The organism is Gilvimarinus polysaccharolyticus, assembly GCF_001187555.1.
GTDB classification, from domain to species: Bacteria; Pseudomonadota; Gammaproteobacteria; order Pseudomonadales; family Cellvibrionaceae; genus Gilvimarinus; species Gilvimarinus polysaccharolyticus.
Window position 1 is genome coordinate 656,778 of the sequence record NZ_LFIJ01000001.1, and the last position, 22,406, is coordinate 679,183.

General features: G+C 46.1%; 19 protein-coding genes. 15 read left to right on the forward strand and 4 right to left on the reverse strand.

What is annotated here, in order from left to right; translation table 11 throughout:
• Nucleotides 1–201 precede the first annotated feature (201 nt).
• Together GILYN3_RS02655 and GILYN3_RS02660 are read left to right on the forward strand one after the other, a co-directional pair.
• Nucleotides 202–1,053, forward strand: coding sequence for a putative porin (locus tag GILYN3_RS02655; RefSeq protein ID WP_049721417.1), 852 nt, complete (start codon nucleotides 202–204; stop codon nucleotides 1,051–1,053).
• Nucleotides 1,054–1,218: 165 nt separating this feature from the next.
• Entirely contained in the window at nucleotides 1,219–2,031 is an 813-nt protein-coding gene (locus tag GILYN3_RS02660; RefSeq protein WP_157484841.1) for a putative porin, read from the forward strand.
• Between the two features lie 100 nt (nucleotides 2,032–2,131).
• Here the strand turns inward: GILYN3_RS02660 and aroA are convergent, their stop codons facing one another.
• A complete protein-coding gene (gene aroA, locus GILYN3_RS02665; protein ID WP_049722530.1) occupies nucleotides 2,132–3,415 on the reverse strand; it encodes a 3-phosphoshikimate 1-carboxyvinyltransferase in 1,284 nt (427 codons plus the stop codon).
• A 91-nt stretch (nucleotides 3,416–3,506) separates the two neighbouring features.
• Nucleotides 3,507–4,499, reverse strand: a complete 993-nt coding sequence (locus GILYN3_RS02670) for a Gfo/Idh/MocA family protein (protein WP_049721419.1) — start codon at nucleotides 4,497–4,499, stop codon at nucleotides 3,507–3,509.
• Nucleotides 4,500–4,749: 250 nt separating this feature from the next.
• Here GILYN3_RS02670 and GILYN3_RS02675 point away from each other — a divergent pair, with 250 nt between their 5' ends.
• Nucleotides 4,750–5,460 (forward strand): ZIP family metal transporter, encoded by a 711-nt coding sequence (locus GILYN3_RS02675; protein ID WP_049721420.1) that lies wholly within the window; start codon nucleotides 4,750–4,752, stop codon nucleotides 5,458–5,460.
• Nucleotides 5,461–5,562: 102 nt separating this feature from the next.
• On the forward strand, nucleotides 5,563–6,465 hold the full coding sequence (locus tag GILYN3_RS02680; RefSeq protein ID WP_049721421.1) for a Gfo/Idh/MocA family protein: 903 nt from the start codon (nucleotides 5,563–5,565) through the stop codon (nucleotides 6,463–6,465).
• 16 nt (nucleotides 6,466–6,481) lie between these two features.
• On the opposite strand, the gene gltS is transcribed toward GILYN3_RS02680, so the two are convergent.
• Complete coding sequence (gene gltS / locus GILYN3_RS02685; RefSeq protein ID WP_049721422.1) at nucleotides 6,482–7,690, reverse strand: sodium/glutamate symporter; 1,209 nt, start codon at nucleotides 7,688–7,690, stop codon at nucleotides 6,482–6,484.
• An 82-nt stretch (nucleotides 7,691–7,772) separates the two neighbouring features.
• Complete coding sequence (locus tag GILYN3_RS02690; RefSeq protein WP_049721423.1) at nucleotides 7,773–9,854, reverse strand: TonB-dependent receptor domain-containing protein; 2,082 nt, start codon at nucleotides 9,852–9,854, stop codon at nucleotides 7,773–7,775.
• A 185-nt stretch (nucleotides 9,855–10,039) separates the two neighbouring features.
• On the opposite strand from GILYN3_RS02690, the gene GILYN3_RS02695 reads away from it, so the two are divergent.
• The 11 genes from GILYN3_RS02695 (at nucleotide 10,040) to GILYN3_RS02750 (ending at nucleotide 22,329) form a co-directional block, all read left to right on the forward strand.
• Nucleotides 10,040–11,029, forward strand: a complete 990-nt coding sequence (locus GILYN3_RS02695) for a helix-turn-helix transcriptional regulator (RefSeq protein ID WP_049721424.1) — start codon at nucleotides 10,040–10,042, stop codon at nucleotides 11,027–11,029.
• Nucleotides 11,030–11,157: 128 nt separating this feature from the next.
• Nucleotides 11,158–13,065: a metallophosphoesterase gene (locus tag GILYN3_RS02700; protein ID WP_049721425.1), complete on the forward strand. Its 1,908-nt coding sequence runs from the start codon at nucleotides 11,158–11,160 to the stop codon at nucleotides 13,063–13,065.
• A gap of 439 nt (nucleotides 13,066–13,504) precedes the next feature.
• Nucleotides 13,505–14,905: a coiled-coil domain-containing protein gene (locus GILYN3_RS02705; RefSeq protein WP_049721426.1), complete on the forward strand. Its 1,401-nt coding sequence runs from the start codon at nucleotides 13,505–13,507 to the stop codon at nucleotides 14,903–14,905.
• Nucleotides 14,906–15,198: 293 nt separating this feature from the next.
• Nucleotides 15,199–15,834 carry a YceK/YidQ family lipoprotein gene (locus GILYN3_RS02710; protein WP_049721427.1) on the forward strand — a complete coding sequence of 212 codons (636 nt, stop codon included), beginning with the start codon at nucleotides 15,199–15,201 and terminating at the stop codon, nucleotides 15,832–15,834.
• Nucleotides 15,835–15,952: 118 nt separating this feature from the next.
• The gene (locus tag GILYN3_RS02715; protein WP_049721428.1) at nucleotides 15,953–16,408 is read left to right on the forward strand and encodes a hypothetical protein; all 456 of its coding nucleotides are present in this window, start codon (nucleotides 15,953–15,955) and stop codon (nucleotides 16,406–16,408) included.
• A gap of 92 nt (nucleotides 16,409–16,500) precedes the next feature.
• Nucleotides 16,501–16,971: a GNAT family N-acetyltransferase gene (locus GILYN3_RS02720; protein WP_049721429.1), complete on the forward strand. Its 471-nt coding sequence runs from the start codon at nucleotides 16,501–16,503 to the stop codon at nucleotides 16,969–16,971.
• Nucleotides 16,972–17,075: 104 nt separating this feature from the next.
• Entirely contained in the window at nucleotides 17,076–18,287 is a 1,212-nt protein-coding gene (locus GILYN3_RS16695; RefSeq protein ID WP_198147264.1) for a hypothetical protein, read from the forward strand.
• A gap of 174 nt (nucleotides 18,288–18,461) precedes the next feature.
• Nucleotides 18,462–18,941 carry an SEL1-like repeat protein gene (locus tag GILYN3_RS02735; protein ID WP_049721432.1) on the forward strand — a complete coding sequence of 160 codons (480 nt, stop codon included), beginning with the start codon at nucleotides 18,462–18,464 and terminating at the stop codon, nucleotides 18,939–18,941.
• A 154-nt stretch (nucleotides 18,942–19,095) separates the two neighbouring features.
• Nucleotides 19,096–19,569: a hypothetical protein gene (locus tag GILYN3_RS02740; protein ID WP_049721433.1), complete on the forward strand. Its 474-nt coding sequence runs from the start codon at nucleotides 19,096–19,098 to the stop codon at nucleotides 19,567–19,569.
• A 1,207-nt stretch (nucleotides 19,570–20,776) separates the two neighbouring features.
• The gene (locus GILYN3_RS02745) at nucleotides 20,777–21,679 is read left to right on the forward strand and encodes a dienelactone hydrolase family protein (RefSeq protein ID WP_049721434.1); all 903 of its coding nucleotides are present in this window, start codon (nucleotides 20,777–20,779) and stop codon (nucleotides 21,677–21,679) included.
• A 47-nt stretch (nucleotides 21,680–21,726) separates the two neighbouring features.
• Entirely contained in the window at nucleotides 21,727–22,329 is a 603-nt protein-coding gene (locus GILYN3_RS02750) for an SAM-dependent methyltransferase (RefSeq protein ID WP_049721435.1), read from the forward strand.
• Nucleotides 22,330–22,406 lie beyond the last annotated feature (77 nt).

Sequence of the window (22,406 nt, forward strand, 5' to 3'; positions counted from 1 at the left end):
CAAAACATGCACCTGTTGTGTGTTTTGTCGGGAGGTTTTACTACAGGACGTATCTGTTTAGCCCCTCCATTTTTTAATTGTCACTATGTTAATGTCCGCGTTTGTCTGAGCGCGGAGCGCTTTTGGCTGGCCAAAAAACGTGGCTGCCGTGTAAGCAATTAACTGTACCAATAGTGGGTCGTTATTGTTAATGGAGTTTTTATGCGTTTTAAATTAGGGTTGATTGCATCGGTTGGTTTTTTGGGTTCCATGCATGCATTGGCGGAGCCGTACCAGTGGGAAGTCGAGGGTAGTTATCGCAGTGGCGAAGACACATTACCGTCTTATTTTGGCCAGGATCGTGATGCCTATAGCGTTTCGGGGAAGTACTATTTTTCGCCAGTATCTAGCGCTGGTCGGCCACTGGCTGAGGCTGCGTTTTTAGCCCGAGCCAGCAGTGTTAATATCTTGATGGATCACCATACGGACGTGGTCGATCAAAGCTATTGTTCCAGTGAGGACGATTGTACAACTAATAAGAGTGACGAGTCTGAAAGTGGTTTGGGGGTGGGGCTTGAGTATTACGTCCCCAATAGTATTTTTTATCTTGCGGGGCAGGTTAAGCAAAGTCAGCGTGAGGTAAATAGTTATTATTCTGGCGCTGGAAGCGAATGGTATCACTCTGAGGATAGTAGTCGTACATCGTGGGCAGCTACTGTTGGTGTGATGCCCATTGATGGATGGTTAATTGCCGCAAAGATCGGAGAGCAAAACGACTTTAATGGTAGCGAACAGAGCATTGAAACCAAGTATGTTTTACCCATGGGGCAGCAAGCACTTAAATTAACGGGTGCTTATTATTTGGATGGTTACGACTACCTCCAGCGTGATTGGCAGGTCGGCGCTGATTATTTCTTTACGCCCTCGCTCAGTATTGGTGGTACGTACGCCGATGGCGATAGCTACGGCGTGCGAGCCGAGAAGTTCTTTACCGAATCTTTTAGTTTATCTGCTGACTATCAGGATGGTGATTACGAAGAGTCCTTTGGGGTTTCGTTAAAAGCACGCTTTTAATCACGCTTTTTGAGACTCATGCTTTAGTAAACAGCGCCAAGTGGTTACACTGGCGCTGTTTTTCGGGTTGCCCATGCCCGAGGTGCGTAGTTGAATATCAAATACAATAAAGTAGAGGTTGATAAAGTCTCTATCGAGAGCGCTTATTTATTACAAGGAGTTTATATGAAACGAATTTTTTATGGCGCATTACTAAGTGCTGTTAGCTTTTCAGCGATGGCAGACCCCTATAGTTATCAAGCCGAAATAGGTGGTCGTTATAACTACACGGACGGCGTTTTTGATGATGATGATAGCTATAGTGTGTATGGCAGCTATTATTTTTCACCGGTACAACTAAAGAACCATGCGTATGCAGAGGCTGCTTTTCTTGAGCGGGCAAGCTCGGTTACCTTGGGTGGAACCTTTGCAGATAACTCCTTCACTGCCTATAACGTGTGTGCGGCCAGCAGTTGTTCAACTGTGCCGAAAAATCTGCAGTCGCAAAACTACAGCCTGAGCACGCGGGGCTATGTTCTTGATTCTATAATTTATGCATCGGCAACATATAATTATCACGACCATAAAATTGAGTATTCCAATGGTCAAAGCCACTCAGGTTCAGATACACACTGGTCTGCTCAATTGGGTGTGGCACCCTTGGAAGGTTGGTTGTTAACCACCGGTTTTTCAGAAGATTCTGCATTGTTTGAAGATGGCTGGAATGTGCACAGTAAATACGTCGGCGAGTTGACCAATGGTCGCGCTTACAACCTAGAAGCTGGTTATGCTGATTGGGATAATGGCGATAGCAGCTGGACTGTGGGTGGGGATTTTTACTTTACCCGTGCAGTTAGCGTAGGTGGTACTGTAGGCGAAGACGATGTTTACTCATTGCGTGCACAGAGCTTTTTTACACCAAATGTGAGCCTTTCTGTTAATTTGATGAACAGTGAGTATGCTGATTCTTACTCGGTAGGTTTAACCGCAAGATTTTAATGTTTAAGGTGGCCGCCCGTTGCGGCTGACACAAAAAAAGCCGACGTGTTAGCGTCGGCTTTTTTTGTGTCGTTTATTTTTTAGGCTCTAATAAAAGCAGTTACTGAGTAACCCGCGCAAACTCATCAAAGTAGCTGGGGAAGGTCTTAGAGGTGCACTTAGGGTCGTTAATCACAATCTCGGCCTCGCCAAAACTTGCCAGTGAAAAACACATAGCCATGCGGTGGTCGTTGTAAGTGTCAATGGCGGCAGCCTGCATCTGCTCGGGCGGCTCGATGTAAATATAATCTTTGCCTTCGTCGACAACCGCACCCAACTTGCGTAGCTCGATGGCCATGGCCGCTAGGCGGTCGGTCTCTTTAACACGCCAGTTATAAATATTGCGAATGCGGGTTGGTCCATCGGCAAACAGTGCGGCAGTGGCAATGGTCATTGCCGCGTCGGGGATATGGTTTAAATCCACATCAACGCCTTGTAGCTTGCCAGTGCCTTTTACTTCAATCCACATGTCCGAATAGGTGACCTCGGCGCCCATTTGCTTTAATACATCGGCAAATTTTGCGTCGCCTTGAATGCTGGCGCTGCCGGTACCGTGTACTTTTATTGGGCCGCCGCCAATGGCCGCTGCCGCTAAAAAGTACGAGGCCGACGAAGCATCGCCTTCGACCATAATCTCGCCCGGCGATTGATAAGTCTGATTACCGGTAACGTTAAAGCTTTGATAGTTGTTGTTGGCAACGCTCACGCCAAATTTGGCCATGGTGTCGAGGGTAATATCGATGTAAGGCTTAGAAACTAGCTCCCCCTCGACTTTAATGGTTGTGTCTCCGCCCAGCAGCGGGGCCACCATTAACAGCGCGGTCAGGTATTGGCTTGAGATGTTGCCTTTGATGCTGACTTCACCGCCGGCTAGGGTTTTACCGGTAATCAGTAGCGGCGGAAAACCGTCGTCTTGTTGGTACTGGATATCGGCACCCAGCTGGCGCAAAGCATCAATCAAGTCACCAATGGGGCGCTCGTACATGCGTGGCTCGCCAGTAATGGTGAACTCGCCAGCGCTAACCGCTAGTGCGGCAGTCAGTGGGCGTACGGCTGTGCCGGCATTGCCAAGGTACAAAGTGGCGGCGGCATCGATTGCAAACGTGCCGCCTAAGCCTTCAAGAGTACAAGTCTGTTTGTCATCGCTCAGCTGGTAATTCACGCCTAAAGCGGTTAACGCGCCAAGCATATAACTCACGTCATCACTGTCGAGCAAGTTGGTGATGGTGGTTTTGCCTTTGGCCAATGCCGCCAACAGCAAAATGCGGTTAGAAAGGCTTTTTGAGCCGGGCAGAGTCACTTCGCCCCGAGCACTGGTGATAGGTTTTAGGGTTAAAGTTTCCATAAATTGCCAGCTCATTATATAAAAGGCGGCATTTTACCAAAAACTGGCACCACTGCGCTATGGGCAGTGGTGCTGTGGATGACAGGTGGGGTTATTCAAAGCTGTATTTAAGTGGTAGTTGCTCTCGAATTTTGTCCAGCACCTGCATAATGCCGAGTGTTTCGGCAAGCGGGATGATCGGACTTTCAAGTTCACCGGCACGAATACAGCGGGCGGCCTCACGCACCTGAAAGATAAAACCGTTGTCGGCGTTGGTTGCGCTAAGTGATTCGGCCTCAGCCCATTCGCGGCCATTTAGTTCGCGCAAAGTGAATGAATCGGCCGACTGAAAGTCGGGGTAATCGATGCGCCCGGCGCTGCCAAATAAGCTCACGTCTTGCCCCAGCAGTAAGTTAAAGCTGGTGTTAACGGTTGCAATGCAGCCTGATGGAAAAACCAACTGATACGATGCGATCTCATCGACTCCAGTCTTACTAAAGTGGCAATGGCTATGAGTAATACGGGGTAACTCTCCCAGCCAATAGCACAACATACTAATCGGATAGATGCCCATATCTAGGGTGACGCCACCGGCCAGCGCGGGGTCGATTAACCGTGGCAGGTAGTGATCGGGGGCAATGCCGCCAAAATTGATATTGGCAATTTTAACCGCGCCAATACGGCCACTTTTAATGGTATCGCGCAGCTTAACCATCGATGGCAAAAAACGTGTCCAGATGGCCTCCATTAAAAACACCCCATGGCGCTGGGCGCAATCTATTAATACCTGTGCCTGAGGGGCGTTTACGGTAAAGGGTTTTTCAATCACCACATGTTTGCCGTGGGCTAGGGCCAGCAGAGCGTTATCGGCGTGAAAATTGTGAGTGGTGGCAATGTAAACAACATCAATATCATCCCGGGATACTAATCGGGCGTAGGTTTCACTGTCGATTTGGTGTTGATTGGCAAAGGTTTGCGCCCGCTCGGGTGATTTAGATGCAATAGCGATAAGTGTGTTGTCGGGCTCTAAAGCGATAGCCTCGGCCATTTTATGAGCAATAATGCCGGCTCCGATAATGCCCCAACGAATTGTATGATTGGCCATAACGCCTCCTGTTATGATATGAACTGGCGAATAAACGTGTTGCCAGTAAGAACGTGCTCCAATACTACACCGTTGTAAATGGCAGTGATGTAAAAATGGCCAGCGCCGGCAGTAAAGAAATGTATAAAAACACCAATGTCATATTAAGCTATTGTGTACTTTTTGCGCTCGTCGCCGTGGCACTTATTAGCGTCGCAGATACGCTATTGATCTTTCGCTGACAGATTTAAAGGATAAAAAGGGGTAAATCGTGCAACAGGAAGTCGTTATTATCTTAATTACATGGGCGGCCGGTGTTACCGCGTTGCTTGGTGGCTTTGTCGCTCGTATCGAAACATTTAAAGAGGGTGTGGCGAAACAAGAATTTGTACATGGCATTATCGCTTTTGGTGGCGGCGCACTGCTTGCCGCTGTGGCGTTTGCATTAACGCCCCACGCAATGGCGGCGTTATCGCCGCTAACCTTAGCCCTAAGTTTTTGTGCCGGAGCGTTGTTGTTTTTTGCACTGGATGGATACCTTGCTAAGCGCGGCGGTGCATTTTCGCAGTTTTTAGCCATGCTAATGGACTTTGTTCCCGAGGCCATTTCGCTCGGCGCTATTTTCACCCATAACCGTAAAATGGGTTTGGTCTTGGCCGCCTTTATTGGCCTGCAAAATTTTCCCGAAGGGTTTAACGCGTTTCGCGAGTTAAAAAAGAGCGGTGTGCGCGCAGGCACTATTTTATGGGTGTTTTTAGGGGTGAGTTTTTTGGGGCCATTGGCGGCGTTAACGGGGTACTATTTTCTTCAGGGGCAGGAGCAAATAACCGCTATTATTATGTCGTTTGCCGCTGGGGGAATTTTGTATCTCATTTTTCAAGATATAGCGCCACAAGCGGTAATGCGGCGTCATTGGTCGCCGCCGTTGGGTGCTGTGCTCGGGTTTTTGATCGGCATGCTCGGCACGGCTGCTATTTCTTAAACTATTATTTTTTAAACCGTTATCGGTTAAACCCAGAGCGATTGCTTTGCCGCGCGGTTAACACGCCGCACCAACCTAAACCTTTTGTGCGAGACATAGCTTATGCGTATTGCCTTAGTCGGGCTGGGCGATATTGCCCAAAAAGCTTACCTTCCTGTTGTTGCCCGCCACGGTGATATCACCCCTATTTTGTGCACTCGTAACCACGCAGTGTTGCAATCGTTATCGGCGCGTTACCGAATTGCCGAAACTTACCCAAGTTACGATGAGCTGCTGGCTGCGCGTCCCGCTGCAGTCATGATTCACTCTGCCACCGATAGTCACTATCGGCTTGCCCGTACAGCGCTAGAGCAGGGCATAGCTGTGTTTGTCGATAAACCCATCAGCTACCAATTGGCTGAAGTGGAAGCGTTGATTACGCTTGCACAAAATAACAACACGGTATTGTTTTGTGGTTTTAATCGGCGTTACGCCCCCCTGTATCAAGCACCCTTGGCGGTGCAGCCCATTAACGTGCACTATCAAAAAAATCGGCATAACCTCGCGGACGATGCACGTATTTTTATTTATGATGATTTTATTCACGTATTAGATTTTGTTCGGCATTGCGCTAAGGTAGAAAAGGTTGACGCGATTAAACCGTGGGTGAGTGCTTATAGCGAGCAGGGCAAACTGGGTAGTGTGCAGGTAAGTTTTAGCGTTGCGGGCGGCTCTTTTACGGCAGCCATGAACCGTTTAAGTGGTCAGGCTCGCGAGCGGTTAGAGTACAGCGGATACAATCAAAGCTGGCAGGTCGATAACGTCGCATCGGGCATTCACTACAAAGATAATAAAGCAATTGCTATGGGCTTTAGCGACTGGGATGACACCCTGTATAAACGCGGATTTGTCGATATGATTGATGCGTTTTTCGCTATGTTGCAACAAGGCAACGCCGATACAGAGTATTTGGCGGGCGTGTTAGCCAGCCATCGCTTATGTGAGCGAGTGCTGCAAGAAATCTAAGGCGGTGAGGTTAATGTTACCAGTTGCCCATCAAGCTTAAGCAGAGCTTGATGGTGGAGGCGTTAAGGATATCGATAAAAAACGCTCCCACCAAAGGCACAATTAAAAATGCTTTAGGCGAGGGGCCATAGCGCCCAGTGGTCGAATCCATATTGGCAATCGCCACCGGTGTAGCGCCAAGTCCCAGCCCAGCAAAGCCTGCCGATATGACCGCTGCATCATAGTCCCGGCCCATGACTTTAAACACAATATAAATTGCAAATAACGTCATGGTTAAAGTTTGCAGTAATAGCGCAATAATAATAGGGGTAAAGTTACTGGCCAGTGACCATAACTGTAAGCTCATTAGGCTTATGCCTAAAAATAAGCTTAATGACACTTCACCAAATTTAGCAATTGCGCTATGGCTTACTGGTAGCTTCAATCGGTCGGCAGCATTGGTGAGTACAATACCTGCGAACATAGCGGTGAGAAACCCCGGCAACAAAATGTTGCGCTTAAACAATAACTGGTTAGCCAGCTCGCCTAACTGCACACACAGTGCAAGCAGCACAATAACAGTCAAGATAGCGCTAAGGTCCCAAGGGTCTTGTTCTACATCGACTGTTGCTGTTTCTATGTCGTGTGGCTCGGTTGCCTCAATTAAATTTGGCGATAACTGATTTTTTTCAATCAACCACTTGGCGATGGGCGCGCCAATAATCCCCCCAGCCACCAAACCAAAGGTGGCAAAGGTGATGCCTATAGTGCCGGCCTCATACAAGCCCGCCGCCTCGGCCTCGGCGCCCCAAGCAATGGCCGTACCGTGGCCACCAGCCAGCGAAATACTGCCCGCCATTAAACCGTAACCAGGGTGTACGCCATAAAAAACGGCGATAGCGACACCAATAATATCTTGTAGGATTAAAAATACGGCTGCTACGGCCACTAATTTAACTAATGCCCGCCCGCCACTGGATAAGATGCTGAGCTTGGCGGCAAGACCAATAGTAGAGAAAAACACCAACAGTAAAAAATCGCGTACCTGCATATCAAACAGCAGTTGCACACCACCGATAAAATATAAGGCGGCGGTCAACACACTAAATAATATACCGCCGGTAACAGAAGGGGGGATGTTGCTATTGCCTAAGAGCTTAAGGCGTTGGTTAACATAGATACCGACAAACAGCACAAAGATGCACAGAATTAACGTGGGGATGGGCGGTAGGGATAGGGTAATCATGACGAGCCTTGCGTAGCTTGAGCAATTGGCCCTGATTATAACCTATTGACAAAAAAAGCCCCGGCATTGCCGGGGCTAGGGGTTAAAACTGATAAGCCACTGTGGCTTTTATATTGCGGCCTGGCTCGTAGTCGGTTAGGTACAGCTCGCCAAAGCGCGGGTGAAAACTGGTGCCGGTGCGCGATGATTGCGAGGCGTAAAACTCGTCAAACACATTGTCGATGCCGGCGGTAAATTGTAACCGTTGCAGCGGCTGCCATTGCAAAGAAACATTATGGATGGTGAAACTATCTTTAGAGTTTTCAAGCGAGGCGCCGTCTAAGTCTGGGCCGGCGGCCACATCGCCTACCATTTGCACATCGTAATGCAGCGCTAAATCTACATTGCTAAAGCTGTAGTCAAGGTTAACGCTCCAGGTGTCGCCTTGCTGACGGTCGATGCGGGCACCGTCAAATTGGCTGTACTGCTCATAAGCGTCCAGCTCACTTTCGGCATCCGAATAGGTAACTAACGCACGTAAGCCGCCAATGTCGTAACCGATGTAAGCTTCAACCCCTTCGATCTCCATATCGCCGACGTTGTCCAGCGACGGGCCTGCGTATTGATAGGTGTAACCATCAATATTGGTGCGAAACATGGTTGCCCCCACGCTAAAGCGATCGGCACCTAAAATAGCGTCGCCGTAAGCAAAGGCCAGCTCGGTGTTGTTGCCAGTTTCGGCTTTAAGGTCTGGGTTGGCGGTTTCAAATAAGCCCGCGCCGGTAAACACCTCAGACAGTTCTGGGCCTTTAAACAGCTCTGTGGTCGAGGCTTTAAATACCAGCGTGTTAATGGGCTGGAATTCTGCGGCGAGTGAGGTGGTTACGTCGTCGTAAGATTTATCCACCACGGCCGAGTTAACATCGTACTCGTCAAAGCGTACACCGGGAATAATCGCAAACATGCCAAGCTCGATGCGGTCTTGTAAAAATATCGCGCTGTTAGTGGCGTCTTCACCCGCAGCGTCAATGCCGCCTTCTAGGTAGCTTGCCTGATAATCAGTTTCGTACTTAATAACATCCAACCCGTAGGTTAGGGTGTGGGTAATTTTGTCGCCCAGTAGCGTTTCGGCTATAACATTAAAGCCGGTGTTTTTTGCTTCGCCATCAACAACCGCCGCCCAAGTGGTGTAGTCGGGGTTTTCGGCGTAGCCGGTTTCGTCACGCCACAAGTTACTCTCGTTTTGAAATAACGCCGCTTTAATCTCGGTGTGCGAGCCAATAATAAGATCGTAATTAACGGTAAGAGTATCGCGGGTAAACTCGGTGGGCCACAATAACGGCACACCTAGCGAGTTAGTAATGGCGGTGTCGGTGGCTAAGCCCATGTCGGGGCGGTAGCTGTAATTGCCCTCATCTTTGTAAGATTCGTAACCAACCTCTAAGCGTTGGTTTGGGGTAATATCAAAGCCTGCTTTAATTAAGGCATCGTTAACTTCGCCTTCAAGTCCGCGCACGGTGCCATCGGTGCCAGCTAATTCCGAGCCATCGCTGATTAGAATTTTACCGCCGCCTACTTCGTAGTTCTCACGCTCTACGTGGTTGTAATAGGCCAGTAAATCTACGCTATTGCTTAACTGGGCAAAGGCCGCAATCGAGTAATTGTGGCCCGAGTTATCGCTGGCGGTGCCTTGCAGGCGTGCACCAAAGCTTTCGCCTGCGGCCAACATATCTTTGGCTTCTTTGGTTTCAAAACGCACTGCGCCGCCCAAGCCGCCGTTAATAACCGAGTTGGTGCCCACATCAATATCCACCGATTTTAAAATGTCGGCGTGAATTTGCAGGTTGCCCATGTGGTGGTACATGTAAGTGTTTTGATTGGCGCCATCAATGCTAATGCGCAGATCTTTGTCATCCATGCTGCGAATAGTAATGCGCTGGTTCATGGAGTGAGCGCCGCCTACATCTACCCCAGGAATCGTGCGCAGTAAGTCACTCACGTGGTCGGCTTGGCGCATGGTGATGTCGGTGGTATCCATATACACAGACGAGGCTTTAACCTCGGTGCCCCAAACAACAACTTGCTCGATCTCGTCAGAAGTGTCGACGGCTGAATGATTGTTTTGGGCGAAGGTAGTGCCAGAAACGGTCAGTAAAACAGCCGCGGCGCAGGTTGATTTAAGCATGCATATTCCTCTGGATGGGATTCGGTATCCCTTGCTAATCTTGATGATAATCATTTTTATTTATGATACATTTGCCGGAATGATTATGCAGGCTGAAAAATCGTCAAATAGTGATTAAAAATCGTCAAACATTAACAGGGTCCTTATTTCTCGGGGCCTAGGCCAAGCCAATAAAGGTTGTCGTTGTGCAAAAAACCAACAGCTATGCCGCAACTGGCGGCTCAGTCGATAGCGTTCAATTGCGTCAGCATATAGCGCCCATTGCTCGGGAACACCGGTTACAAGGGGAGTCTCACGGCACTTTATTGCAGGGGCATATTTTTAGCTGGCGCTTTGGTGCGGGCATGACGATGCATTGCGTGGATGCCCACGAACGGCAAGATTGCGTTAGCAGCAGTGAATGTCCGGCGGGTATTAGCATTAATATTTTATTGGCTGGCCGTGTGCGATTTAGCTTGGGGCCACACCAGTACGATTGCGCTGCAGATGACCAGGCACAAGGCTTAGGCTTGCGCCTGGCCGAGTGCGAGGTGTTTACGCGTCAGCTGCGTCGCGATGCCTACACTTGCAAAGTCAATGTGAGTTTATCCGCAGCTTGGTTGCGCGACCGGTTTGCTGGCAGCTTGCCTTATATTAATGCTCCTACCCCAGAGCCGCAGGCGGTGGTCAGCTGGCAGCCGAGCGATGCGCAAGTGCAGCTAGCCCATCGGATGCTAGATTTGAGTGTGCAAGCCAAGCTTGACGGCAATCATCGGGCGTTGCTGGCGCTTGAGGCCGCCGCCATAGAGCTGACCGCGTTAGTCTTAAATGGTAATGCTGAGGCAACACCATTAACAAGAAGCGTTACCGACACCGCCGCCGAATCGCTGCGGCAATTGCTTGAGCGCGATATTGCCGGCACCTTTGATTTGCCGGTGCTGGCCCGCCGTGCCGGTATGAGTGTTAGCACCTTACAGCGCCGTTTTAAATCTGAGAGCGGCATGACGGTAATGGAGTATGTACGCCGCCGTAAGCTCGAAATAGCGCGCAACGCGCTGGTGCTAGAAGGGCGCTCAATCCAAGAGGCCGCTTATTTGGCAGGCTATGAACATTCATCTAATTTTATTAAAGCGTTTAAACAGCGCTTTGGTATAACGCCGGCCAATTTGGTACGCCAGCACGGGGCAGGGGCATAGCCTAGTGCCTGTCTGGTTGTTGTATACTTCCTCTAACAATCGCTTTTGCTGTTATCGCAAAGCCCCGCGCTAGACTTTGTAATATTTATTCGCATAAGCTCTGGATTTTACCGTTTCAAGGATCGATTATGATTGTTTTCTCTGTTGGCGCACGTCGTTTACTTGCCTTACTGTTGCCGTTTATCGTGTGTGCTGCACCCACTTGGGTTTGGGCGCACAGCTCGGGCGAGCACCAGCACCTTGCGGGCGATAATAACAGTGCCGAGTTTGTGCAAATTCGCGCGAGTGACATGGTAAACCCCTGGACTCATCTGCAATTTAATAACGACCCTAACGCCTTTCAGTTTGCCATTGTCACTGACCGTACCGGTGGTTTACGCCCCGGCGTGTTCTCGCAGGCGGTAGATAAACTGAATTTACTGCAGCCCGAATTTGTTGTCAGCGTGGGCGACTTAATTGAAGGCTACACCGAGGATCGCGCGCAACTGGCTACCGAGTGGAACGAGTTTGACTCGATGGTTAAGCGCCTAGCCATGCCATTTTTTTACTTGCCCGGCAACCACGATTACACCAACCCCGTAATGGCCGATGTGTGGCGCGAGCGCTATGGCGCCAGCTACTATCACTTTGTCTACCGCGATGTGTTGTTTGTAATGCTCAACTCCAACGATGGTGGCAGCACACATACCATGTCGGGTGAGCAGGTCGATTGGTTAAAAGGCGTATTACAAGCTAACCCCGAGCCTAAATGGACTTTGGTGTTCACTCACTCGCCGCTGTGGGACAGAGACGAGCAAGACCGCTGGGGCGAGGTTGAGGCGCTATTAGAGTCGCGCCAGTACACGGTATTTGCCGGGCATCATCACCGCTACGTAAAAACCCAGCGCAAAGGCCATAAGTATTTCACTCTGGCCACCACCGGCGGCATTAGCAGTATGCGCGGCACCCGCTTTGGCGAGTTTGACCACGTAGTGTGGGTGACGATGAGCGATGACGGGCCGATTATTGCCAACTTATTGCTCGACGGTATTTGGGATGAAAATGTACGCACCGCACAAATGCGCGACAACCAAAACAACATGATCGATAAAGGCCGTTTATCGGCCCCGGCATTACTGCATCGCGGTAACTTTACCGAGGGCGTCGCCGAGCTGCGTTTTACCAACGACTCAGACATTCCCTATACAGTAACCACAACCGCTCGTGCCAATCAGGGTTTTAGTGTGCTAAGCGAATCACCACAAACACTGACCGTGCCGCCCAACGAGGTACGCACCTTGCCGGTAGCAATCAAAAGTATCCAGCCCGCTAGCGGCAACCACAACGCCGCCCATGTAGATTGGCAGCTTGAGTATCAAGACGGCGACACTCCCATCAGCTATAAGGGCAGCCGTACTATTGCGGTAAGTCGTGAGTATCCTATTGCCGCTATTAACGATATCGAGCTCGACGGCAAGCTCACCGAGTGGCAGGGCCGCGATTTTTTTAACGCAGCCGATAATCAGTATTTTCAAGCAGAGAACTGGAGTGGTTTAAGCGATGCCGACTTTAGTTGGTCGGTGGCCGAAAGCGGCAAGTTTTTGGTGCTCGCGCTAAAAGTTACAGATGACGCTCTGGTGCGCAACGACAGCGAAAACATCTGGAGCCAAGACGCCATGCTTATCACCCTAGACGCACGACCCAAAAGCCGCCGCTTACTAAAACAAAGCTACGACAACCGCGTGCCGGGCGAGCGCTACATCGTATTGCAGCCAACCGCCAATGGTTTTGTCAGTGCTTTAAAAGGCAACCCCAAAGTGCCGGGTTTGGTACTGCACAAAGTGGCGTTAACAGATACGGGCTATACCGCCGAAATTGCGATCCCTTTTAGTTTGCTCGATGCCGATCACGGCAGCGAGTGGAATGGCGTGCGGCTGAATGTGTTGCTACGCGATGTCGACCCCAACGAGCCGGGAATGGTAGGGCGCGAGTGGTTGTCGGCGTGGGGGTACGAGAGTACGGTTGCGGGAAGTGGCAGTTTTTATCGGGTGGAGTAAGATCGCTCGCCAATGCCGATCTTAGTGGGCCGCATCGTCACGCCAGCATTGTTCTTAAGTTGGATGCTGGCGGTACCAGGAGCGGTAACGGCAATATAACCAACTATTAGCCCATACACCGTTGTTCAGGGGGAAACCCTTGAACAACGTGGGCTTAAAACCTGTAAGTAACAATATATTAAACAACAATTTCAATGGGTTAGCCGACACTTGCGCTTGGTTCTGAAAAAGCTTACATTGCCTTTCTAATAAAATTCTGTCGCACTTTCCCCAGACAAGGAGCTGTCAAAATATGTCTATTTCCCTTTTTTCAATGCCTTCTATGTCTATCCTCATCCAATCTCTACGGGGGATAGGGTGCCGGGGTAAAGTGCGACTTAGTCGTATGAATTAGCTGTTAGCCCTCAAATTAGCTTTATCACGTAAATTGGATTTATAGATGATTTCAAAAGATTTTTTAGATGAAGAGCGAAAAAAGCTCTGGAAGGAAGTCCTTTCTCTAAAGGATGAGATCGCATCTCTTCGAGAGGACGTAAATAAAGCTACGCCAGATTATGAAGCTGAAGCTAAGCAGTCGTCAAAGAAGGCATCTGAATATCGCAATAGGAGCAGGGAGGCAAAAGAATCAGCTGATTCAGCATTGGCATCAACGCTTTCCGTAAAAAAATCTATCGAAGACTTTCATTCTGACCTCAGCACGAAAAAAGAAGAGGTCCAATCTGCCTTAACTGTATGTGGTGAAGCTACTGAAAATGTTGAGGAATTCTATAAAAAGATCGTTAAGCTAGATGATCTATTATTAAAATATGATGAGTATTCTTCTCAAGTTGAAGAAATAAAATCCTATCATGATAAAGGTGAAGAAACTTCGACAAAGATCAATCTCCTATATAGCACCATTTCAAAGAAAAAGAAGGAGGTTGATGAAGTATATGTCAATATATTTGGCTATGAAGAAGAGGATGAAGAAACCGGAGAGGTTAAGCCTGTTGCAGGCTTAAAGAAAGATCTCGAAAAAGCATACTCGGATCTAAGTAGTAGTATAGAACAGGCTCATGTAGCACTTAATACGCTAGAGGAAACCACCTCTGAAAAAAATGATAAGTTTTTAATTTCGCAAGAAGAAAAGGTTGTTGAAAAAATCGGTGAATGGGAGTCAGAGCATGCAGCGACTTCAAAAAAAGTAAAAGATCTACTTCCTGATGCTCTGACTGCTGGACTAAGTCATGCGTTTTCGGAAAAGCGAACATCGGAAATAGAGTCTGGGGAAAAATTAAACAAAGTCTTTAATTGGTCTATATTTGGCTTAGTTCTTGTGTCGTTAGTACCTTTTGCTGTTAATGCCTACCTTCTCAATCACGGAAAAGGCCTGGAAGATGTAATTCGTGATCTGCCAAGATTGCTGACGTCGATAATACCGCTTTATATTCCTTTGGTTTGGTTGGCTTATTCGTCAAATAAGAAGGCCAATCTTTCAAAACGTTTAGTTGAGGAATACACACATAAAGAGGTTCTAAGTAAAACTTTCGAAGGGCTTTCCAGCCAAATAGAATCAATTGAAGAAGATAGTATTTCGGCTGAGTTAAGAATCAAATTACTATACAATCTTTTAGATGTAAGCGCTGAAAACCCTGGAAAATTGATATCAAACTACGACACATCTGACCACCCGTTAATCGATGCCCTAGAAGCTAGCTCCAAGCTAGGCGAAAGCGTGAAAAAGCTAGATAAAATTCCTGGGCTAGCTAAAATATCTGGCCTTTTAGACAAAAGAGCAAAGCGTCTAATTAAAGAACAAACAGATAATATTACCGATGCACTGGAGTCCGTTGATGGGTAATCCCGCTAGAAATTACGGGGATCAGGCCTTACATTTTACATTTACACTAATTAGCTCTAGTGCATGTAAATTGTAAGGCCTGACCGTGATACTTGAATATGTTATGAAGACTGCAAGGTTCTTGGAGGTTCTTGGAGGTTCTTGGGGTGGTATTAGTGGGCTCACTTGAAGTTATTGAGTTTGATTTAGGTCAAAGAATTAGTGCAGCCAAAGCTAATAAAGCCAGCTAGTAGGACGCAGCAAAGCTGCGCCTCTGCTGGCGGGGTTAAACTTACAAAAAAATCGGAATAAAAATGAAAGTTATCATTACCCTATTTCTAATAGTTTCAGTGTTAAGTTCATCAGGTTGCGGAACTATTACGAGATTCGATCAGAAATCTGAAGGTAGAAGATTGCATGATGGGCATTATTACCTTTCAACAAAATTTGATATCTCTATTTTCGAAGCCCCATTTACAGATGCTTGGTTTGGAGGGATGGCCTTTTTCTTTTATCCATTTACCATCATTGATTTCCCCATTTCTCTAACGACAGATACTTTACTTTTACCTTTTGATGCATACAAAGATGCAAAATGGAAAAGAGACGAAAAGTTCTGGAAGTCTGTGCATAGCATGGAAATACAAACACCCTCATTAAAGGCTGCCAATAAACACTATAGTCTAAGAGGTGGGTTTGTTATATCTACATCCAATACTAACTTCAATGATGATATTCTAAAGTTACATTTTGATGTGGAATTAGAAAATATTAAAAATGGTTTTAGTCAGCGAATAATCGATGGAGTAGCATATCAGTCAAAGCAACGCCCTGAGCTCAATAAATATATTTGCAATGCATTGCTCACTCAAAACAAAAATATGCCATATCAAGAAGCGTTAAGCGTAACGTATAGCAATAACTGCTTAACAGAAGAACATTTGCAGTGATGAGTTTAACAATTACTGGAGGCAGGCCTTACATTTACACTAATTAGCTCTAGTGCATGTAAACTGTAAGGTCTGACCCTGACACTCTTGAATTAGCTGTTATATTTCGGAGGGAACCATGAAGCACATTCTAATATTAATCGGTATCTTATTTTCCGCACTGGCTTATTCCTCAATGCCACTTGAGGTTTCACTGGAGGAGCTAGTGGAAAATTCTGACCACTTATTGGTCGGTCATGTTGTTGGTGTTGATATGATTGACAGTAAAGGAGAGGAAATTACGAATCTAAGTGCTAGAACAGGCCCAGGCGGTAAGAATTTAATACGGCTTATCATCAAAGTCGATGAGGTTGTTGTATCAAGTGTGGAGACGGTACCGGATACCCTGAAAGTACCTCTTGATCCATTTATGCATTACAGTCTAGGCCAAATAAAAGAAGCGCACAGCATTGAAGGTGAAAAAACTCTATTGCTTTTAAAAGGAGCCAACTTCCAGCCTCCATTTGCAGGTATATTTCGGCGAAATCTGTCAGAGAGACAAAAAATTATCGAGCTAATAAAATCTAATAAATAAAATCATGCGGACTTGGTAAAGCTGTCATCTTTTTTTTCCAAAAAATCCGCCAACTTCATCAAGCCGGTGTTTGAGGCGTTAGGCAATTAGTCATGGACATCGAATTTAAATCAATAGACTTAGGTGAAGCCTTAGCGTTATGTGTAAAGTTTCGAAGAGATACTCACAAAATTAGCTACGGAAACCTCGCGACATATAACGAAGAGGAAGTTGTAAATTGGTTTCATCGAAACAAAGCAGAGAATGATCAGGGTTTTAAGCATATTTTCGTTAATGGAAAAATTGCCGGTCAACTTGAGTTTAGATCTCCAATTAAAGAAGACGAGGTTACGTTCGGGTACATATATCTTATTTATTTGGCGGGGATGTTTCGGAATAAAGGGGTTGGTAAGTTGGCGCAGGAATATATGTTCGACCAATTTAAGGTGGACGGTTGTAGTGAGGCGAGACTTAGGTACATTCCTGGGAATGTCGTGGCTGAACCTTTCTATTTATACACTGGCTGGGAAAAGTCTGGGGAGGTAGGTCCGCGTGGTCAACTATTGGTGCGGAAACTTGCCTAACAATCGCAGTCTGTCGGAATGCCTTTCCGCTCCTTCGTCACTACAAGGCGTCCGCACTGCGGGTGTTAGGCAAATAAGCATTATGTCTAATTAAGGAGTTTTTTGTGTCAAAGGTATTTATGTTGATCGTGTTATTGGGACTTCTCGGCTGTGGTAGTGGTGGCACTCCTCCTTCGGAAAGTGAATCACTTAGTTCTAGCTCTAGCTCTAGCTCTAGCTCTAGCTCTAGCTCTAGTTCGGGTGCAGCTTCAGAATCAATTGATTGCGAAAGGTTAAATCCAGATAAGGTGTACATATTCGGAACTCTTCAGGAAGATGAGCACTTATATGCTATTGCCGATATTGAAGATCCTACAAACTTCTGCGTTGGCTTTGACAACGAATGGACTTACAAAGGGGTTATTAATAGCTCCGGTAATTATATTTATGCCGTTAGTGGGGTTGAGAGCGAACCGCTTCTATCAATGATTCCTGATGACCTTATTAAGGACGTAGATAATAGATGGATTTATCCTTCATTTGCTTCATCAGATGACACAGTATTATTTATTCCGCCCAATGAAGGCTGCGGCCTATTAACGATAGAAATACAACCAGTTTCTGATGAAATTTATTACTCATGCCCGAATAAACTAATCAATACAAGGAATGCTCAGCCGCTTTACGATATTGGAAGCAATTCGGAAAACAAACTCTTAACTGTGCTGCCTGACGGAGGAATGTTGGTGGTTAACGATCCTGAGGGTATTAAATATGTTGATCCAAATCAGAATGAGATGGCATTAACAATGCCTTCTGATTCGAGATATATTTTTGGTAATGCAAAACAGTTCATTGATTCAAGCTCCGGTAATTTAAGTGTATGGGTTGCTGTAGCTACTAATTTATCGGAATTTTACGGCGCTTCTGGGGCGCGTCGCGAAGAGTTATTTCGCAGGTTGAAGCTTGATATCACAACTATGGAGGTAGTTGATGAAGGGGGGTTTATGCCATTGCCTAGCGGGTTTGTTGCTTCTTACTTTGAGGGTGAATTTGATGGAGATGGCAACTTATACCAACCAGGAAGAGCTATAGAAGACCTTGATGATGACTGGGTAGTCAAGCGAGGGATTAAAGCGGGAGATACAATAAGCACCACTGTATATAAGGAAAGTGATCTTTATTTACAGGAGGTTTACGCCGGCCCAGAAGATCTGTGCACAGAGCAAGAATTATTGTTTGGTGACACGGATAATTGTAACGATGGGGTTTATGATTGGAGAGAGCAGGATAATTTGTTTATTAAATATAACAGAATATTAATCACTGGAATGTAACTTATATTTTTAACCAGCATCAAGTATGTGGGATCGCAATTCAAGTAAATTACGAGGCCTTACATTTTACATTTACACTAATTAGCTCTAGTGCATGTAAATTGTAATGCCTGACCCTGATGCTTAAAACGCTCTCCGCAATATTTGCGGGTGAGTTTAACGTTAGTTACTACTATGATCAGAGCACTTTTATTTTTAGTATTAATAATATTGGCTTCTTGTGCAGAGGAAACCGAGCACGTAAGAGCAAGTAAATTACTTTTTAATAGTGATGACAAGAACGATCACGCAGAAGGGTTTGCTATTCTACACTCTGAATATGAAAAAGGTTCTGCCTATTCTGCAGGTAAAATTGGTTGGGCATACCAAAAAGGTTTAAGTGTAGACGCCGATCTAGATAAAGCTTTAGAGCTTTATGATTTTGCTGCTCGTAGAGGTATGACGTATTGGCAGTATATGCTAGCTCATGCGTATGAAATGGGCTATCTAGGCTTGGAGAAAAGTGATGAGCAGCGGGATTATTGGCTCAGCTACAAGCCAAAAGTACATATTGATATCTATGAGTGTTGGGTTGAATATTATTATTCAAAAGGCTTTTATCCGGAAAATTCTGATCTAGAAATTCTTTACTATGAAAAGTGTAAAAATACTTAATATCAAGTTTGAAGTGCGACAATAGTCATTAAATTCCATAGTATATTTCCTCTGGTGTTTTATAGTTGGAATTACGGGGTCGGGCCTTACATTTACACTAATTAGCTCTAGTGCATGTGAATTGTAAGGCCTGATGTTTTATAAAAGGAGAAGCATGAAAGGAACATCAATAACAGCAGCTCTTGTTATGTTGCTCGCTGGGGTATCGGTAGTATTTGCTTCTGGCTCAGGCGAACATGTTGATCTCGGTAAGCTTGGTCATGGCATGATGGGGATTGATGTTCCAGGAGGCCCGTATTACATAATTCGTCGTTCTTCTGAAGAGCAAGAAATGCTTATTAAGAAGTACGGTCAAGAGAATTTAAGATCAGGGCACAAGAACTTCATCCTTATTAAAGCAAAAAGCCCTGATAGTGAATGTGCGCTATTACATGTAGTAAGTGGCAACAAAGAATATTCGCATCATCCAATCTCATCTACAGGTGGATTTCTAGATCTGTGTTCTTGTGCTTGGTTCGATCTAACTGGAAGGCGTCAATCAACTAGCTGTCTTGGTAAAGATATTGAAATCGCACCACATAAATTTATACATGATGAGGTAGTAATCGTTGGTGGAAAAGAGGCATAACAAGAAAATCATGTCGCTCACTATCGTTCGCTAGAAGCAGGAATAAAGCTTAACTACTTGCGCGGCTGAGTCGTAGATCCTCCGTGAGTACAGATTGCAGTTTTAGGCTGGTGCAGGATTGTGCTACTGTCAAGTTTTTGGGTGTTCTATAATTGTTTAATCGGGGGCATCGATAAAATCTACTAAGCTGAAAACGGTTACGCTAGAATGGAGCCGCTCACATGATTCTTATTGCGTTATATTAATGGATGCTTAACTTGAAAAAACCACTTCTGTATTTTATTAGCTTTATAGTCTCAGGAATCACTTGTCTGTTATCAGGCATTTATTACGCTGTGAAGTGTCAGTGGGGATGTGACTATTTGGCTGCTCCGGCTATCTATCCATATTTTTCATTCTGGATTTTTCTTATTCTTTCATTCTATCTTCTGGTCAAGCTCGTCATGCTGGTTTTATCCAGAAAATAAGATTCGAGAAGCAGAGCGCAGAAGGCTCGGATACCCAATGCATATGCCTCATAGGTTATACGATGTTCAATATAGAAACTAAGAGGAAGCAGAAGTGGAAGACTTACAAACAATCACTACTTTTTTAGGTTGATGTACTGTTGTCAATTTGGGTATATGTTGACTGTTTTGGCGTTGGTGGGATTTAGATATTCTATTAAAAATATACACTAAAAATTTCTTCTGTCCCAAGTGGAAAACTAAATGATATTTATTTTAGCTGTTTAGTCGGATTTAAAATTTTTTCCATCATTCTTAGTGTCGAGGTCAGGCCTTATCGTTCGAATGAATTATAACCTGAAACCTAAGTGTGGAACGTAAGGCCTGATCCCCATGTTTTTTTACCGGCAGTAAACGTGACTTAGGTTTGCCGGGGAAAGATCACCTTTTGGCTCGGCTTTTGAGAGAAATTCTGAAGGTAAATTGATTGAGGTTGAAGAATAAAAAAATTAAATTCCGAACGAAGCAGAAGTGCTAAAAGTTATAACCTCTTTATAGTTCGTTAAGTCTGTAAATCATCCTGCCAAAGCTGGTGTATGTCTACTTTAAAGGGCGCTAATCACATTTTTTAATGCTATCAATGTTTGGCCTTTCTATACGGCATGATTTCCTTTATGTTATGGATGCATTAACGGTATTTACGCCTTTGGTTGCATAAACTGTTAGACGACACATGACCTGATAACCTTGCGAGGGTAAGCATGAGTAACTCCGAAGAAAATGCAAAAACGTCTAGTATCCCCCAAGAAGCTTTTGACTGGTATGACGAATATGCTCATGGTGGGATGGATCGGCGTGCCTTTATGGGCAAGCTGGCCACCTTGGTTGCTGTGGGTTATTCGATGACGGTGTTAACCTCGGCGTTATTGCCCAATTACGCTTTGGCAGAGCAGGTGTCTTTTAACGATTCTGACATAGTGGCCAACTACCAGAGGTTTGATTCACCCAAAGGCCACGGTACGGGCCAAGGTTATTTGGTTAAGCCTACCAGCGGAAATGCGCATTACCCTGTGGTTTTAGTGATTCATGAAAACCGAGGTTTAAACCCTTACGTTAAAGATGTTGCCCGCCGCTTAGCTAAAGAGGGGTTTGTGGCTTTTGCGCCAGATGCGTTGTTTCCGTTGGGCGGCTACCCAGGTAATGATGATGAAGGCCGAGCGATGCAGAAATCGTTGGATAAAGAGAAAATCCAACACGATTTTGTGGCTGCCGCACAATATTTAAAAGCGTTGCCCGAGAGTAATGGCAAGCTTGGCGCGGTAGGTTTTTGTTTTGGTGGTTATATGGTGAACTACTTGGCGGCAATCGATAGTGAGTTGTTGGCTGCCGGTGTGCCTTTTTACGGAACGCCTGCCAGTAAAGAGCTGCGTAATAATATTAAAGCGCCGCTGCTGATTCAACTTGGCGAGCTTGATGAGCGGGTGAATAACACTTGGCCTGATTATGAGAAAGACCTAAAAGCCAATAAGGTCGACTACAAAATGTTTATGTATAAAGGCGCTCATCACGGCTTTCATAATGATTCAACAGGCCGCTTTGATAAGCTAAACGCTGAGCTTGCTTGGCAGCGTACGGTAGCGTTTTTTGCTAAACACTTGAAATAGTATGGTTGTTTGGGTTTTGCATTTACTAGGCTACAAGGGGTCTGCTTGTGTGGGATGAAAGATACGATGAAGAGGGCTTTGCCTACGGAGCTGCACCTAATGATTTTTTAAGGTCTGAATGTGTGCGAATCCCCAGCGCTGGCAAAGTGCTTTGCTTGGCCGAAGGCGAGGGTAGAAATGCTGTTTTTTTAGCTCAGCAGGGCTATGCCGTTACGGCGGTAGATCAGTCGGCGGTAGGCCTTAAAAAAGCTCAGCGCTTTGCGGCGCAATGCGGTGTAGAGATAACAACCCAAGTGGCCGACTTGGCTCATTATGATTTTGGTTGTGAGCAGTGGGATGGCATTGTTTCTATATCGGCCCATGTGCCTGCGTTGTTGCGCAAAAGGCTTCATGCCGAGGTTGTGCAGGCTTTAAAACCAGGTGGGGTTTTTATTTTAGAGGCCTACACAGCGCACCAGCTGGATATGCCGGGAGTGGGCGGGCCACCTGCGGCGCAACAAGATTTGTTTATGTCGTTAGCTGAATTGCGAGTCGAGCTTGACGGCCTTGATATGCTGGTTGGTGCTGAAGTAGAGCGGTATATTTCTGAGGGTAAGTATCATCTGGGTGAGAGTGCCGTTGTGCAAGTAATCGCCGCTAAAACAGTCTAAAAAGTATTTGTCTTATTAAGCGCCGCCATCATGTCCATGCCGTCGTGCTATGTGCGGCGCTTGCCAACCCTAAGGTC